This window comes from Actinacidiphila cocklensis, from assembly GCF_907177275.1.
GTDB classification, from domain to species: Bacteria; Actinomycetota; Actinomycetes; order Streptomycetales; family Streptomycetaceae; genus Actinacidiphila; species Actinacidiphila cocklensis.
Genome location: NZ_CAJSLV010000083.1, coordinates 1 through 15,954 on the forward strand (window position 1 = coordinate 1; position 15,954 = coordinate 15,954).

Annotated in this window: 11 protein-coding genes; 2 read left to right on the forward strand and 9 right to left on the reverse strand. The window is 71.2% G+C overall.

Annotated features, from left to right (window positions below; all coding sequences use genetic code 11):
- Positions 1-235: 235 nt before the first annotated feature.
- The 3 genes from NFU81_RS30520 to thyX all read right to left on the reverse strand — a co-directional run bounded on the left by NFU81_RS30520 (position 236) and on the right by thyX (position 3,936).
- Entirely contained in the window at positions 236-1,921 is a 1,686-nt protein-coding gene (locus NFU81_RS30520) for a ribonuclease J (protein ID WP_251497005.1), read from the reverse strand.
- Positions 1,922-2,063: 142 nt separating this feature from the next.
- Entirely contained in the window at positions 2,064-2,963 is a 900-nt protein-coding gene (gene dapA / locus NFU81_RS30525; RefSeq protein WP_251497007.1) for a 4-hydroxy-tetrahydrodipicolinate synthase, read from the reverse strand.
- Between the two features lie 187 nt (positions 2,964-3,150).
- On the reverse strand, positions 3,151-3,936 hold the full coding sequence (thyX, locus tag NFU81_RS30530; protein WP_422665331.1) for an FAD-dependent thymidylate synthase: 786 nt from the start codon (positions 3,934-3,936) through the stop codon (positions 3,151-3,153).
- 155 nt (positions 3,937-4,091) lie between these two features.
- On the opposite strand from thyX, the gene NFU81_RS30535 reads away from it, so the two are divergent.
- Positions 4,092-4,637 (forward strand): hypothetical protein, encoded by a 546-nt coding sequence (locus tag NFU81_RS30535; RefSeq protein WP_251497013.1) that lies wholly within the window; start codon positions 4,092-4,094, stop codon positions 4,635-4,637.
- Between the two features lie 15 nt (positions 4,638-4,652).
- Here the strand turns inward: NFU81_RS30535 and NFU81_RS30540 are convergent, their stop codons facing one another.
- The 6 genes from NFU81_RS30540 to eccD form a co-directional block, all read right to left on the reverse strand.
- Positions 4,653-5,102 carry a tetratricopeptide repeat protein gene (locus NFU81_RS30540; RefSeq protein WP_251497016.1) on the reverse strand — a complete coding sequence of 150 codons (450 nt, stop codon included), beginning with the start codon at positions 5,100-5,102 and terminating at the stop codon, positions 4,653-4,655.
- Between the two features lie 4 nt (positions 5,103-5,106).
- A complete protein-coding gene (gene dapB, locus NFU81_RS30545) occupies positions 5,107-5,880 on the reverse strand; it encodes a 4-hydroxy-tetrahydrodipicolinate reductase (protein ID WP_251497019.1) in 774 nt (257 codons plus the stop codon).
- A 68-nt stretch (positions 5,881-5,948) separates the two neighbouring features.
- Positions 5,949-7,325 (reverse strand): M16 family metallopeptidase, encoded by a 1,377-nt coding sequence (locus NFU81_RS30550; RefSeq protein ID WP_251497022.1) that lies wholly within the window; start codon positions 7,323-7,325, stop codon positions 5,949-5,951.
- Positions 7,322-9,544 (reverse strand): polyribonucleotide nucleotidyltransferase, encoded by a 2,223-nt coding sequence (locus tag NFU81_RS30555; RefSeq protein WP_251497025.1) that lies wholly within the window; start codon positions 9,542-9,544, stop codon positions 7,322-7,324. The genes NFU81_RS30550 and NFU81_RS30555 overlap by 4 nt, the downstream gene beginning before the upstream one ends.
- 331 nt (positions 9,545-9,875) lie before the next feature.
- The gene (rpsO, locus tag NFU81_RS30560) at positions 9,876-10,163 is read right to left on the reverse strand and encodes a 30S ribosomal protein S15 (protein WP_033173003.1); all 288 of its coding nucleotides are present in this window, start codon (positions 10,161-10,163) and stop codon (positions 9,876-9,878) included.
- A 177-nt stretch (positions 10,164-10,340) separates the two neighbouring features.
- Complete coding sequence (gene eccD / locus NFU81_RS30565) at positions 10,341-11,807, reverse strand: type VII secretion integral membrane protein EccD (RefSeq protein WP_251497028.1); 1,467 nt, start codon at positions 11,805-11,807, stop codon at positions 10,341-10,343.
- 135 nt (positions 11,808-11,942) lie between these two features.
- Between eccD and eccCa the strand changes: the two genes are divergently transcribed.
- Positions 11,943-15,875, forward strand: a complete 3,933-nt coding sequence (gene eccCa, locus NFU81_RS30570; RefSeq protein WP_251497031.1) for a type VII secretion protein EccCa — start codon at positions 11,943-11,945, stop codon at positions 15,873-15,875.
- Positions 15,876-15,954 lie beyond the last annotated feature (79 nt).

Sequence of the window (15,954 nt, forward strand, 5' to 3'; positions counted from 1 at the left end):
GCTGTTGAGTTCTCAAGGAACGGAAGCTTCCTTCGAGACCGTTTCACCGGCCCCTCCGGGCTTTCCCTTCGTTGTGTCTCCGACTTTAGCAGATGCTTTGCGGTCGGATTTACCAACCCCGTTTCGAGAACATACGTTTCCGCGGTTCTCGTCGAGGCGGTTGTGCCAACGTACTGGAGCGGGCCACCGGATGCAAATCCGGTGGCCCGCCCGTGGTCAGTGGCTTGACGGAGGGTCAGACCTCCACGACCACCGGGAGGATCATCGGCCGGCGGCGGTAGGTGTCGGAGACCCATTTACCGACGGACCGTCGGATGAGCTGCTGGATCTGGCGTGTCTCCATCACCCCGTCGGAGGCCGAACGGGAAAGGCCCTCCTCGATCTTCGGGATGACGGCGGCGAAGGCCTCGTCCTCGATGCCCGAACCACGCGCGTGGATGTTCGGGCCGCCGACAAGCTTGCCGGTCGTGCTGTCCACCACGACAAAGACCGAGACGATGCCCTCCTCGCCGAGGATGCGCCGGTCCTTGAGCGAGGACTCGGTGATGTCGCCGACCGAGAGGCCGTCGACGTACACGTAGCCGGCCTGGACCTTGCCGGCGATCTTGGCCACGCCCTTGACGAGGTCGACGGCGACGCCGTCCTCCGCGATGACCGTGCGCTCCTTGGGGATGCCGGTGAGCTGGCCCAGTTCGGCGTTGGCGCGCAGATGGCGCCATTCGCCGTGGATCGGCATCAGGTTGCGCGGCTTGCAGATGTTGTAGAAGTACAGCAGCTCGCCGGCCGAGGCGTGGCCCGAGACGTGGACCTTGGCGTTGCCCTTGTGGACGACGTTGGCGCCCCATCGGGTGAGGCCGTTGATCACGCGGTAGACCGCGTTCTCGTTGCCCGGGATGAGCGAGGACGCGAGGACGACGGTGTCGCCCTCGACGATGCGGATCTGGTGGTCGCGGTTGGCCATCCGGGACAGCGCCGCCATGGGCTCGCCCTGCGAGCCGGTGCAGACCAGCACGACCTTCTCGTCCGGCAGGTCGTCGAGCACCTTGACGTCCACGACGAGGCCGCCGGGGACCTTGAGGTAGCCGAGGTCGCGGGCGATGCCCATGTTCCTGACCATGGAGCGGCCGACGAAGGCGACCTTGCGGCCGCGTTCGTGTGCGGCGTCCAGCACCTGCTGGATGCGGTGCACGTGGCTGGCAAAGCTGGCGACGATGATGCGCTTCTCGGCCTTGGCGAAGGTCTGCCGCAGCACCTGCGAGATGTCGCGCTCCGGCGGGACGAAGCCGGGGACCTCCGCGTTGGTGGAGTCGGCGAGCAGCAGGTCGATGCCCTCCTCGCCGAGCCGCGCGAAGGTGGGCAGGTCGGTGAGCCGGCCGTCGAGCGGCAGCTGGTCCATCTTGAAGTCGCCGGTGACGACGACCATGCCGGCCGGGGTGCGGATGGCGACGGCGAGCGCGTCGGGGATGGAGTGGTTGACGGCGACGAACTCGCAGTCGAAGGGGCCGATGCGCTCGCGGTCGCCCTCCTTGACCTCCAGGGCGTACGGCCGGATGCGGTGCTCCTGGAGCTTGGCCTCGATCAGGGCGAGGGTGAGCTTGGAGCCGATCAGCGGAATGTCGTCCTTTTCCCTGAGCAGGAAGGGGACGGCGCCGATGTGGTCCTCGTGGCCGTGGGTCAGGATGACGCCGACGACATCGTCGAGGCGGTCCCGGATGGAGCTGAAGTCGGGCAGGATCAGGTCGACGCCCGGCTGCTCCTCCTCGGGGAAGAGGACGCCGCAGTCGACGATCAGCAGCTTGCCGCCGAATTCGAAGACCGTCATGTTGCGGCCGATCTCACCGAGGCCGCCGAGCGGTGTGATGCGCAGGCCCCCTTCGACGAGATTCCGCGGGGGGCCGAGTTCAGGGTGCGGATGGCTCAAAAGTTTCTCCCTACCACGCACGCCGGATGGGCCTTCCTGGGCCGTGGCGCGCGGAACTGTGTGTGACTTTTACGGTGGTGCACCGTCATTCGGGCGGTGCCTCTGTCTTCGGGTGGTGCGTATTCAGTTGTGAAGTCTGTTGTCAGAGGTGTACCCCGCCGGCGGCGAGATCCTTCCTGAGGCGTTCCGTGGCGTCCGCGTCAAGTTCGGTGAGCGGGAGCCGGAGCGGGCCTGCGGGCAGTCCGCGCAGCGCCAGGGCCGTCTTGGTGGTGATGACGCCCTGGGCGCGGAACATGCCGGTGAAGACCGGGAGCAGCCGCTGGTGGATCTCTGCCGCCTTGGCGACATCGCCGCCGGTGTACGCGTCCAGCAGGGCGCGCAGCTCGGGGGTGACGAGGTGGCCGACGACGGAGACGAAGCCTGCGGCGCCGATGGAGAGCAGCGGCAGGTTCAGCATGTCGTCGCCCGAATACCAGGCCAAGCCGCTGCGGCCGAGTGCCCAGCTCGCGGCGCCGAGGTCGCCCTTGGCGTCCTTGTTGGCGACGATCCTGGGGTGCTCCGCCAGCCGGACGATGGTCTCGGTTTCCAGCGGGACGCCGCTGCGGCCGGGGATGTCGTAGAGCATGACCGGCAGGTCGGTGGCGTCGGCGATGGCCGTGAAGTGCCGGACGAGGCCTTCCTGCGGCGGCTTGCTGTAGTACGGCGTGACCGTGAGCAGGCCGTGGGCGCCGCTGCGCTCGGCCTGGCGGGCCAGCTCGATGCTGTGCCGGGTGTCGTTGGTTCCGACGCCGGCGATGACGAAGGCGCGGTCGCCTACGGCCTCGACCACGGCCCGTACGAGCTGGTCTTTCTCCGTGTCGCTCGTGGTGGGCGACTCCCCGGTGGTGCCGTTGACGACGAGCCCGTCGTTGCCCGCGTCCACGAGGTGGGCGGCGAGCTGCTGGGCGCCGGCGAGGTCGAGTGCGCCGTCCATGGTGAACGGCGTGACCATTGCGGTCAGTACCCGCCCGAAGGGGGCCTTGGGGGTGGAGGTCGGAGCCATGGGTCCCACGCTACTCGGTGTGTACGGGGGCACGCAGCCGCGGGACCTGCGCAAAGGACTCCGGCGGTGTCTGCTCGGGGGTTCAGGCACCGCCGGGGTCCGTTTCTGCAGCCTAGATGAACCTCACTAATGCCTGCAATCCGAACACTTCGGACATTCGCCTGCGATGGGGCGGTCGGCCGCCCCGCTACGGGGCGACACGCCCGTTGGCGTTGAACGCCGCATGGGTGAGCGGCATCAGCTCCGCCCAGGCCGTCTCCATCCGCTCGCCGACCATCTCGATCTCCCGCTGAGGGAAGGACGGCACCGCTGCCAGCTCGTGCTGGGTGCGCAGGCCCAGGAAGTGCATCAGCGAGCGAGCGTTGCAGGTCGCGTACATCGACGAGAACAGGCCGACCGGGAGGGTGGCCCTGGCCACCTCGCGGGCGACCCCGTCGGCGAGCATCGCCTGGTACGCCGCGTACGACTGCGCGTAGGACTCCTCCATGGCCGCGACGGTCTGCTTGTGCTGTTCGGGTGTCCCGTGCACGAACTCGTACTTGCCCGGGCGGCCCTGCTGCACCAGCTTGCGGTCGGGACCCGGCACGTAGAAGACCGGCTGCAGCTCGCGGTAGCGGCCGGACTCCTCGTTGTAGGACCAGCCGACGCGGTGGCGCATGAACTCGCGGAAGACGAAGATCGGCGCGCTGACGAAGAAGGTCATCGAGTTGTGCTCGAAGGGGCTGCCGTGGCGGTCCCGCATCAGGTAGTTGATCAGGCCCTTGGAACGCTCCGGGTCCTTGGTCAGCTCTTCGAGTGACTGCTCGCCCGCGGTGGAGACACGGGCCGCCCACAGGACGTCGGAGTCCGACGCGCTGTGCTTGACGAGGTCGACGGTGACGTCGTCCCGGAACTCGACGGGGGCCGGCGGGGCGGCGGGGGTCCCGGTGGGGAGGTCGGTCGGCACCGGAGTGTCCTTCCTGCTGGGCGGCATTGCGGCGACCAGCCTAGGCGCTGGGTGTGACAGCGGCCCGCAGCCGATCGGCCGACCCGAAGTAGCCGAGGGGCCGCCGGGGCGGCTAGCCTCACCGGATCGGAGTGCACCCCGCTCCGACCTGCCCCCGCTGGAACCGGAAGAGGATTCTCCGCGTGTCCCTGCCCTACAGCTCCGTGACCGCCACGACCGACGACCTGGCGGCCGGACGTCCCCTCCCCCACCTCGAGCAGGACCGCTGGATGCGGCCGTACCGCCCGGGGCCGTGGCGGGTCGCCCCCGCGGCGCTGGCGCTGATGCTCGCCTCGTATCTGATGTTCGCCGCGCTGATCATGGCCGCCGCGGGCAACACCCAGGGTGCGGGGGTGCTCCTGGCGGTGGCGCTCGCGGTGATTGCGGCCACCCTGCGGCTGCTGCGGGTCGGCGTGTGGGTGAGCGGCAAGGGGCTGCGGCAGACGACCTTCTTCAGCACCGTGACCGTGCCGTGGCGCAAGGTCGCCTCGGTGCGCACCGCGCAGCAGCCGGTGCGGGTGCTGGGGCTGCCGCGCAGCGTCCAGGGCCAGGCGCTGATCATCACCCGGAAGGGCGGTGAGCCGCTGCGCGCGCAGCTCACCGACCACAACGCGGACTTCCTCGGCCGGGTCGAGGCGTTCGACATGGCCGCCGACACCATCGAGGGCTGGGCCTCGGAACTGCGCTGAGCAGTCCCTTCCGGGTCAGCGCGGCGGCTTGCCGTCGTGCAGCGCGATCGCGCGCTGCATCGCCTTGCGCGCCCGCGGCGTGTCGCGGGCGTCGAAGTAGGCCACGGCCAGCCGGAACCAGTTGCGCCAGTCGTCCGGCGCCGCCTCGGTCTCGGCCTGCCGCCTGGCGAAGACCGCGTCGGCCGAGTCCCGGTCGATACGGCCGCTCGGCGTACGGGCCAGCTCGTCGACCGGCAGGCCGCCCTCGGCCTCCAGCTCCCGGCCGAGCCGTCCGGCGTGCCGGGCGAACTGCGTGGTGTGCCAGAGGAACCAGGCGCCGATCAGCGGCAGCACGAGCACCGCGACGCCGAAGGCGACGGTGACCGGGCGGCCGTCCGCGATGAGCAGCACCCCCCGGTCGCCGACCAGGACGAAGTAGAACAGCAGCGCGGCGGCGGAGACGGCGTAGCTGAGTTTGGAGCGCATGCGGTCAGTCCTCTTGGGAGCCGGGTTCCGTGCCGTCGAGGAAGTTCTCCAGCCCGTAGGTGAGGCCGGGGACACCGGGGACGGTACGGGCGGCGAGCAGGATGCCGGGCATGAAGCTGCTGTGGTGCAGCGAGTCGTGCCGGATGGTGATGGTCTCGCCGGTGCCGCCGAACAGCACCTCCTGGTGGGCGAGCAGGCCGCGCAGCCTTACCGAGTGCACCGGCACGCCCTGGACGTCCGCGCCGCGGGCGCCGTCGAGGCCGTGGGTGGTCGGGTCGTGCTGCGGGCCGAGGCCGGCCTCGGCCCGGGCGGCGGCGATCAGCTGGGCCGTGCGGGTGGCGGTGCCGCTGGGGGCGTCCGCCTTGTTGTCGTGGTGCAGCTCGATGACCTCGGCCGACTCGAACCAGCGGGCCGCCTGCCGGGCGAACTGCATGGTCAGGACGGCGCCGATGGAGAAGTTCGGGGCGACGAGCACCCCGGTGCCCGGGGCGGCGGCCAGCCACCCGGTCAGCCGGCTTAGGCGCTCCTCGGTCCACCCGGTGGTGCCGACCACGGCGTGGATGCCGTGCCCGACGCAGAATTCCAGGTTGCCCATGACCGCGTCGGGGTGGGTCAGTTCCACCACGACCTGGGCGCCGGCCTCGGTCAGCGCCTCCAGCCGGTCGTCGCGGTCGATCGCGGCGACCAGGTCGAGGTCGTCGGCGGCCTCGACGGCGGCGGCCGCCGCCGAGCCGATCCGGCCCTGGGCGCCGATGACGGCCACACGGAGCTTGCTCATCGTTTCGGGGTCCTCCGAGTCATGCGTACGGGTGGGTGCTGCGCGGACGGGTGCGGCGCGCGGCCCGGCTAGGAGACGGCTTCGTGCAGGCGGGCGGTCTGCTTCTGCTTGAGCGGGCCGATGGCGGCCAGCGAGGGGCGCTGCCCGAGCACGTCGCGGGCGACCGCGCGCACCTCGTCGGGGGTCACGGCGGCGATCTTCGCCAGCAGGTCGTCGACTGAGAGCTGGTCGCCCCAGCACAGCTCGCTCTTGCCGATCCGGTTCATCAGCGCGCCGGTGTCCTCCAGGCCGAGGACGGTCGACCCGGACAGCTGGCCGATGGCGCGGCGCAGCTCCTCGTCGGTCAGGCCGTGCTCGGCGACCTGGTTCAGCTCGTCCCGGCAGATCTTGAGCACTTCCGGCACCCGGGCGGGCTGGCAGCCCGCGTAGACGCCGAAGAGGCCGCAGTCGGCGAAGGAGGAGGTGTAGGAGTAGACCGAGTAGGCCAGGCCGCGCTTCTCGCGGACCTCCTGGAAGAGCCGGGAGCTCATGCCGCCGCCGAGGGCGGTGTTGAGCACGCCCAGCGCCCAGCGCCGCTCGTCGGTGCGGGACAGGCCGGGCATGCCGAGGACGACATGGGCCTGCTCGGTGCGCCGGTCGAGCACCTCCACCCGGCCGGCAGTGCGCAACGTGCGGGCGCCGTCGCGGGGCGGCTGCGGCTGCGCGTCGGGGTCGCGCAGAGCCCCGGCCCGGTCGAAGGCGCGGCGGACCTGGCGTACCAGGCCGGCGTGGTCGATGTTGCCCGCCGCGGCGACCACCAGGCGGGTGGGGTCGTAGTGCTTGCGGTAGAAGCGGGCGACCTGGTCGCGGGTGAGCGCGTTGATGGTCTCGACGGTGCCGAGGACGGGGCGGCCGAGCGGCGTGTCGCCGAGCATGGCGGTGCTGAACAGGTCGTGGACCTGGTCGCCTGGGTCGTCCTCGGTCATCGCGATCTCCTCCAGGACGACGCCGCGCTCGGCGTCGATGTCCTCCTGGCGGATCAGCGACCCGGTGAGCATGTCGCAGACCACGTCGATGGCCAGCGGCAGGTCGGTGTCGAGCACCCGGGCGTAGTAGCAGGTGTACTCCTTGGCGGTGAACGCGTTCATCTCGCCGCCGACCGCGTCGACCGCGGCGGAGATGTCGAGCGCGCTGCGCCGCCGGGTGCCCTTGAAGAGCAGGTGCTCCAGATAGTGGGTGGCGCCGTTGAGCACCGGGGTCTCGTCGCGTGAGCCGACGGCCGCCCAGATGCCGAACGTGGCGGAGCGCACCGTCGGCAGCGTCTCGGTGACGACCCGCAGGCCGCCGGGGAGCACGCTACGGCGCACCGTGCCGATGCCGTCGGTGCCGGGCAGCAGGGTCCGCGTGCGGACGGCCCGCCCCTTGGTGGAGGGGCGGGCCGTCGCGGCGGTGGAGCGGGTCGTCACTTGGCCGACTCGTCCTTCGCGTCCTCGGCGTCGCCGTCCTCGCCCTCGACGACGGGGACGAGCGAGAGCTTGCCGCGCTGGTCGATCTCGGCGATCTCGACCTGCACCTTGGCGCCGACGCCGAGCACGTCCTCGACGTTCTCGACGCGCTTTCCGCCGGCGAGCTTGCGGATCTGCGAGATGTGCAGCAGGCCGTCCTTGCCGGGCATCAGCGAGACGAAGGCGCCGAACGTGGTGGTCTTCACCACCGTGCCCAGGTAGCGCTCGCCGACCTCGGGCATGGTCGGGTTGGCGATCTGGTTGATCACCGCACGCGCCGCCTCGGCCTGCGAGCCCTCGGTGGCGCCGATCAGCACCGTGCCGTCGTCCTCGATGGAGATGTCGGCGCCGGTGTCCTCCTGGATCTGGTTGATCATCTTGCCCTTGGGGCCGATGACCTCGCCGATCTTGTCCACCGGGATCTTGATGCTGATGATCCGCGGCGCGTTCGGCGACATCTCGTCCGGGGAGTCGATGGCCTCCATCATCACGTCGAGGATGTGCAGCCGGGCGTCGCGGGCCTGCTTGAGGGCCGCGGCCAGCACGGACGCGGGAATGCCGTCCAGCTTGGTGTCCAGCTGCAGCGCGGTCACGAACTTCTTCGTGCCGGCGACCTTGAAGTCCATGTCACCGAACGCGTCCTCGGCGCCGAGGATGTCGGTCAGCGCGACGTAGTGCGTCTCGCCCTCGATCTCCTGCGAGATCAGGCCCATGGCGATACCGGCGACGGGGGCCTTGAGCGGCACACCGGCGTTCAGCAGCGACATGGTGGAGGCGCAGACCGAGCCCATCGAGGTGGAGCCGTTGGAGCCCAGCGCCTCGGAGACCTGGCGGATCGCGTAGGGGAACTCCTCGCGGGTCGGCAGGACCGGGATCAGGGCGCGCTCGGCGAGCGCGCCGTGGCCGATCTCGCGGCGCTTGGGCGAGCCCACGCGGCCGGTCTCGCCGACCGAGTACGGCGGGAAGTTGTAGTTGTGCATGTAGCGCTTGCGGGTCTCGGGCGCCAGGGTGTCGAGCTGCTGCTCCATCCGGAGCATGTTCAGCGTGGTGACGCCCAGGATCTGCGTCTCGCCGCGCTCGAAGAGGGCCGAACCGTGCACCCGCGGGATCGCCTCGACCTCGGCGGCCAGCGTACGGATGTCGGTGACGCCGCGGCCGTCGATGCGGACCTTGTCGCGGATCACGCGCTGGCGGACCAGCTTCTTGGTCAGCGAGCGGTAGGCCGCGGAGATCTCCTTCTCACGGCCCTCGAACTGCGGCAGCAGCTTCTCGGCGGCCAGCGCCTTGACCCGGTCCAGCTCGGACTCGCGGGCCTGCTTGCCGGCGATCGTCAGCGCCGAGGCCAGCTCGCCGGTGACGGCGGACTCCAGGGCCTCGAAGACGTCGTCCTGGTAGTCCAGGAAGATCGGGAACTCGGCGGTGGGCTTGGCCGCCTTGGCCGCCAGCTCGGACTGCGCCTTGCACAGCACCTTGATGAACGGCTTGGACGCCTCCAGTCCGCCCGCGACGATCTCCTCGGTCGGCGCCTCGGCGCCGCCCTCGACGAGCTTGATCGTCTTGTCGGTGGCCTCGGCCTCGACCATCATGATCGCGACGTCGCCGTCGTCCAGCGCGCGGCCGGCGACGACCATGTCGAAGACGGCCTCCTCCAGCTCGCTGTGCGTCGGGAAGGCCACCCACTGGCCGCGGATCAGCGCGACGCGGACGCCGCCGATCGGGCCGGAGAAGGGCAGGCCGGCCAGCTGCGTGGAGCAGGAGGCGGCGTTGATGGCGACCACGTCGTAGAGGTGGTCGGGGTTGAGCGCCATGACCGTGCAGACGACCTGGATCTCGTTGCGCAGGCCCTTGACGAAGGACGGGCGCAGCGGGCGGTCGATCAGCCGGCAGGTGAGGATGGCGTCCTCGGACGGGCGGCCCTCGCGGCGGAAGAAGGAACCGGGGATCCGGCCGGCCGCGTACATGCGCTCCTCGACGTCCACCGTGAGGGGGAAGAAGTCGAAGTGCTCCTTGGGCTGCTTGGAGGCGCTGGTGGCCGACAGCACCATGGTGTCGTCGTCCAGGTAGGCCACGGCGGAGCCGGCGGCCTGGCGGGCCAGCCGGCCCGTCTCGAAGCGGATGGTGCGGGTGCCGAAGGTTCCGTTGTCGATCACGGCTTCGGCGTAGTGGGTCTCGTTCTCCACTATGGGGATTCTCCTCGTCCTTGCCCGCGGGGCGTGTCCCCGTGGGCCATCGGTGGAGGGGCGTCCTGCCGGGGGCCGGTCTTCGATCGAAGCCACCGGGGGTGGAACCACCCGGGGGCCACTACCGAGGACCGGCTACTGCGGCGGATAGGAGGACGCTCCTCCTCATACGTTGTCAACAGCACCATTGCACCAGACGACGCAGGTGTCGCGCACGTCATGTGCGCGCCTGGTAGCCGGGTGGTCACGAACTCGGTGCCGGTGACAGGTTTCGGTGCATATGGCAAAGGGAGCGGCCCCGTCGTGCGGGCACCGCTCCCCTCCACGCGTCCTAGCGAACGCCCGCCGCGCCGGCACGGATGCCGAGGCGCTCGCGGAGCTCACGGAAGCGCGTGATGTCCTTCTTGGCCAGGTACTGCAGCAGACGGCGGCGCTGGCCGACCAGGATCAGCAGACCACGACGCGAGTGGTGGTCGTGCTTGTGGGTCTTGAGGTGCTCGGTCAGGTCCGAGATCCGGCGGGACAGCAGTGCCACCTGGACCTCGGGGGAGCCGGTGTCGCCCTCCTTGGTGCCGAACTCGGCGATGATCTGCTTCTTCGTCTCGACGTCGAGCGACATACGGACTCCTCTGGGGATCGTGGGCCGGCGAGCGTCCCCGGTCTGCATCGCGGGGAAATCTCAGGTGACTCGCACGGCGTACGGTCACCGGGCGTAAACACACAGGTGACCGTCACCCAGGGTACCAGCCGGTCGCGGGGCTCCTTACCGGCGGGTCATCGGCCCGCCGGACGCGGTTCAGTCGCTGCTCAGCCCGCGTACGGAGCCGTAGACCTTGAGCACGCCCAGGCACAGCGGGACCAGCGACAGCAGGATCGCGCCCTCGGCGAGGTCCAGGCTGCGGCCCCAGAACGGGGACACACCCTTGCGGGGCACGATCAGGCCGATCGCGACCAGCAGCACGGCGCCGGCCGCGATCGCCGCGGACAGCCACAGCGTGTGCAGGTCCAGCGGCCCGTGGTCGCCCCTGGCCAGGTGCACCAGCAGCGAGATGTCGGGGTTGAGCGCGAGCCCGAGGATCAGCAGGGCCACCGCGAGGATGCCGGCGATCACCAGGCTGGCGACCTGGCTGGTGTAGCGGAAGAGCCGGGCGCGCAGCAGCGCCGCGACGCCGGCGGTCAGCGCGAGCACCTGGGCGGGCGCGGAATCGGAGAAGCTCATCACGGCGGCGGCGCCGACGACGGTGGCCGAGCAGCCGCCGACCAGTCCGAGCAGCAGTTCGTGGCCGCGGCGGGCCTGTGCGGCGACCGCCTCGTAGTCGATGGCCTGCTCCGGCTCGCGCCGGTCGCCATAGCGTTCCATGACCTCGGCGGACGGCTCGGGCGAGCCGAAGCCGATCGGGAGCCGGGCGAAGCGCGCGGACCAGCCGGGCAGGAAGCCGACCAGCGCGACCGCGCCGACGGCCGCGACCGAGGCGACCCCGCGCGGCGGGGCGTCGGTGGCGATGGCCCCGTAGGTCGCCAGGGTGCCCACGGCTGCCAGGAAGGCGGACGCCACGAAGGGCGCGTCGCCGGTGGGCAGCACCGCGACCAGGATCGCCGAGGCCACCAGGACGGTCGCGCAGCCGACCAGGAACTGCAGCCGGCCCGGGCCGTGCCCGTCGTCGGGGGCGACGATGCCGGAGCCGGCGATCAGCAGGTGCGGCAGCGCGGCCAGGCCGAGGGCGACCGCCGCGACACGGTCGCGGTAGATCCGGGCGCGTACGGCCGCGAAGGCGACCAGGACCGTGCCGAGGACGCCGGCCACGACGCCCGGCATCGAGTGCATGTCGTGCCTGACCGGCTCGGCCCACCACAGCACGAAGCCCATCATCACCAGCAGCACCGCGCCGCCGGTCAGGCCGACGACCCGCATCAGGTCGTCGTCCCAGCGGCGCCGGTCGCGGACGACGGCGGTGGCGATGGCGTCGGCCACGTCGTCGTGGACCGCGGGCGGCAGCGACTCGGCGAAGGCCCGCAGCGCGATCAGCTCGCCGTCCAGGACGCGCTGCGCCGACAGCGACAGGGCCGGGTCGAGAACGCTGCCGTCCCGGCGCACGAGGTGGAAGCCGGTCGGCTCCTCCTCGGTCTGCACCTGCCCCGACAGACGCAGGATGTCGGGGCGCAGGTCCGCGACCGGCAGGTCGTCCGGCAGTGCCACGTCGATCCTGCTGTCCGGTGCTACGACCGTGACGCGGCAGAATCCGGTCGCTGAGATCGTGCTCACCGCGCTGTGCCCCCTAGGCTGCGGATTTCCGCGATCAGCCAACTCCCGCCTGGCCGGTGGACGATGGCTGTAAGTAGTATCTGCGACAAAATATCAGTCACAACGGGTCGATGATCCCGGGGGGCGAGCACATCAGTGAGTTCGGTCATCGTCAAGCGTCCGGCGCGGGCATTCCCGCCCGAGATGCCGTCGGAGGAACTTGAACTGGCGTCACCGCCCGAACTGCAGCGCGGCCAGGACCAGGGCGTGATGATGATGCTGCTGCCCATGCTCGCCATGGGCGGTTCGGCGGCGTACTTCTTCATGCCGGGGTCCCAGCCGATCATGAAGGTCATGGGCGGCCTGATGATGACCTCCATGGTGGCGATGGGCATCGCGCAGGTCGTCCGCACCCGGCAAGGCGCCAGCGGGCACATGGCGGACAGCCGCCGCGACTACCTCAAGTACCTGGCGCAGCAGCGCCGCAAGGCCCGCAAGGTCGCCGACCACCAGCGCAGCAGCCAGCTCTACACCCACCCCGCGCCCGACCAGCTGTGGGCGCTGGCCGCCGAGGGCAAAAGGGTCTGGGAACGCCGCCCGGGCGACGACGACTTCGGGCAGGTGCGGGTGGGACTCGCCCCGCAGCAACTGGCCACCCCGCTGGTCGCCCCCGACACCGCCCCCGTCGACCAGCTCGAACCGCTCACCGCGCACGCCATGCAGCGCTTCATCGCCGCCTACGGCACCGTCGAAGGCCTGCCGCTCGCGGTGTCGCTGCGGGCGTTCTCGCATGTCGCGCTGACCGGTGAGCCCGAGGCGGTCTACGGGCAGGCGCGGGCGATGATCGCCCAGCTGTCGACGCTGCACTCGCCCGCGGACCTGGTGCTCGGCGTGGCCGCGTCGCCGTCCGCGCTGCGCGAGTGGGAGTGGGTCAAGTGGCTGCCGCACAGCCAGTCGCTGGGCGAACTGGACGGGGCGGGCACCCGGCGGCTCGTGGTCGGCGACATGGGCGAGCTGGAGGAGCTGCTGCGCGGCCGGATCGAGGACCGGCCGCGCTTCCAGCGGGACGCGACGCCGCTGCTCGACCAGCCGCACGTGGTGGTCTTCGTGGACGGCGGCACGGTCCCCCCGACGTCGGTGCTGGCCTCCGGTGAGGGCCTGCTGGGCGTCACCGTCGTGGAGATGGCGCCCGGCGAGACCGGCGAGCCGCGCGGCGACCTGTGGCTGCGCTGCACCTCCGAGGAGATGCTGCTGCGGTCGGCGGCCGGCGGCGCCTACGGCGGCGCCCCGGACCGGCTGAGCGCCATAGAGGCCGAGTCGCTGGCCCGGCAGCTCGCACCGCTGCGGCCCGCCGACGGCGGCGAGGACGAACCGCTGCTGTCCAACCTGGACTTCACCGACCTGATGGGCATCGGCGAGGCCTCGTCCTTCGACGTGGCCCGCGGCTGGGTGCCGCGCAGCCAGCACGAGCGGCTGCGGGTGCCGATCGGGGTGGGCGAGGACGGCGAGCCGGTCCACCTGGACCTGAAGGAGGCCGCGCAGGAGGGCATGGGGCCGCACGGCCTGTGCGTGGGTGCCACCGGCTCCGGCAAGTCCGAGCTGCTGCGCACCCTGGTGCTCGGTCTGGCCGTCACGCACTCGTCGGAGTCGCTGAACTTCGTGCTCGCCGACTTCAAGGGCGGTGCGACCTTCGCCGGCATGAGCGAGATGCCGCACGTGTCCGCGGTCATCACCAACCTGGCGGACGACCTGACGCTCGTCGACCGCATGCGCGACTCGATCACCGGTGAACTGCAGCGGCGCCAGGAACTGCTGAAGTCCACCGGCAACTACGCCAACATCCACGACTACGAGCGGGCCAGGACCGCGGGCGCGGCTCTGGAGCCGCTGGCGTCGCTGGTGCTGGTCATCGACGAGTTCAGCGAGCTGCTGACCGCGAAGCCCGAGTTCATCGACATGTTCATCCAGATCGGCCGGATCGGCCGCTCGCTGGGTGTGCACCTGCTGCTCGCCTCGCAGCGCCTGGAGGAGGGCAGGCTGCGCGGCCTGGACACGTACCTGTCCTACCGCATCGGTCTGCGGACCTTCTCCGCCTCGGAGTCGCGGGCCGCGCTCGGCGTGCCCGACGCGTACCACCTGCCGTCGGTACCGGGGTCCGGCTACCTGAAGTTCGGCACCGACACCATGGTGCGGTTCAAGGCCGCGTACGTGTCCGGGCCGCACCGCAGGGGCCGGGAGGCCGAGGCCGACGGCGGCGCGCAGGGCGGCCGCAGGCCCGCGCCCTTCACCGCGGCGCCGGTGGCCATGAGCGCGCCGGTGGTGCGGCCGGTGGCGGCGCAGCGCGACGACGCCGTGGCCGACACCGTCCTGGACGTGCTGGTGCGGCGCCTTGAGGGCCGCGGCCCCGAGGCGCACCAGGTGTGGCTGCCGCCGCTGGACGAGGCGCCCAGCCTGGACCGCCTGATGCCGCTCGCGGTGTCCGCCGACCGCGGACTGCAGGCCAGCAGCGGGATGCCGCTGGGCGGTCTGACGGTGGCGCTGGGCATCGTGGACAAGCCGTTCGAGCAGCGCCGCGACCCGCTGACGCTGGACTTCAGCGGTGCGGCGGGCCACGGTCTGATCGTCGGCGGTCCGCGCAGCGGCAAGTCGACGATGCTGCGCACCCTGGTGGCGTCCTTCGCGCTGACCCACACGCCGAGCGAGGTGCAGTTCTACTGCCTGGACTTCGGCGGTGGCGCGCTGCGCGCGGTGGACGGCCTGGCCCATGTGGGCGGGGTCGCCGGGCGGCTCGAACCCGACCGCGTACGCCGTGCGGTCGCCGAGGTCGCGGGGGTGCTGGCCCGCCGCGAGGAGGTCTTCCGCAGCCGCGGCATCGACACGGTGGCGTCGTACCGCAGGCTGCGGGCGACCGGTGAACTGCCCGACGAGCAGTGGGGCGACGTCTTCCTGCTGATCGACGGCTGGGGGGCGTTCAAGCAGGACAACGAGCGCCTCGAACCGGTGGTCGCCGACATCGCCGCCCGCGGCCTGGGCTTCGGCGTGCACGTGGTGCTCACCGCGTCGCGCTACATGGAGGTCAGGGCCGCGCTCAAGGACCAGTTGCTGAACCGCCTCGAACTGCGGCTCGGCGACACCATGGACTCCGAGATCAACCGCAAGGTCGCCGCGAACGTGCCGGCCGGGGTGCCCGGCCGCGGTATCACCCCGGCGCAGCTGCACTTCATGGCGGGCCTGCCGCGGATCGACGGCAGCTCGTCGTCGGCCGACCTCACCGAGGGCGGCGCGGGGCTGGTCGAGGCGGTCAACTCGGCATGGCGCGGGGCGCCCGCACCGGGTATCCGGATGCTGCCGACGCTGCTCGGCGCCGAGCAGCTGCCCGACGGTTCGCGCTTCCCGGAGCGCGGGGTCGCGATCGGCATCGACGAGACGGCGCTGGCTCCGGTCTTCGTGAACTTCGAGACCGATCCCGTGCTGATCATCTTCGGCGACAGCGAGTCGGGCAAGACGGCCGCGCTGCGGCACATCGCCCGGCAGATCAGCCAGCGCTACACCCCGCAGGAGGCCATGCTCGTCGTCGGCGACTACCGGCGCACCCTGCTGGGCTCGCTCCCGGAGAGCCACATGCTGGAGTACATTGCCGCGTCCGCGGCCATGGAGACGCACATGACCGAGGTGCAGAAGCTGGTCGAACGGCGTGCACCCGGCCCCGACGTCACACCGCGGCAACTGCGCGACCGCAGCTGGTGGAGCGGCCCGCAGCTGTTCGTGCTGATCGACGACTACGAGCTGGTCGCGGCCGGAAGCAACCCGATGGCGCAGCTCGCCGACAGCCTTCCCTTCGCCCGTGACGTGGGTGTGCGCTTCATCATCGCCCGCAGCAGCGGCGGGGCGGGGCGCTCGATGTACGAGCCGTTCATGCAGCGCGCCAAGGAGCTGGCCGCGCAGGGCCTGGTGCTGTCCGGCGACCCGAACGAGGGCGAGCTGATGGCCTCGGTCAGGCCGCGGCCGATGCCACCCGGGCGGGCGATCTTCGCCGCGCGCCGCGGCGGAAGCCGGTTGGTGCAACTGGCCTGGACCGCCGAGGGGTGAGCGGGAGGTTGACGGCCGACTTCCGCAATCCCCGCCGCCTGCTAGGTTTTTTGTCGTGATGCGTGCGGCCGCAGGTCAG

What these genes read in the sequence shown, in the direction of transcription:
- dapA (WP_251497007.1), bottom strand. Translation starts at nt 2,963, where the DNA reads ATGGCTCCGACCTCCACCCCCAAGGCCCCCTTCGGGCGGGTACTGACC.
- thyX (WP_422665331.1), bottom strand. Translation starts at nt 3,936, where the DNA reads ATGCCGCCCAGCAGGAAGGACACTCCGGTGCCGACCGACCTCCCCACC.
- NFU81_RS30540 (WP_251497016.1), bottom strand. Translation starts at nt 5,102, where the DNA reads ATGCGCTCCAAACTCAGCTACGCCGTCTCCGCCGCCGCGCTGCTGTTC.
- dapB (WP_251497019.1), bottom strand. Translation starts at nt 5,880, where the DNA reads ATGAGCAAGCTCCGTGTGGCCGTCATCGGCGCCCAGGGCCGGATCGGC.
- rpsO (WP_033173003.1), bottom strand. Translation starts at nt 10,163, where the DNA reads ATGTCGCTCGACGTCGAGACGAAGAAGCAGATCATCGCCGAGTTCGGC.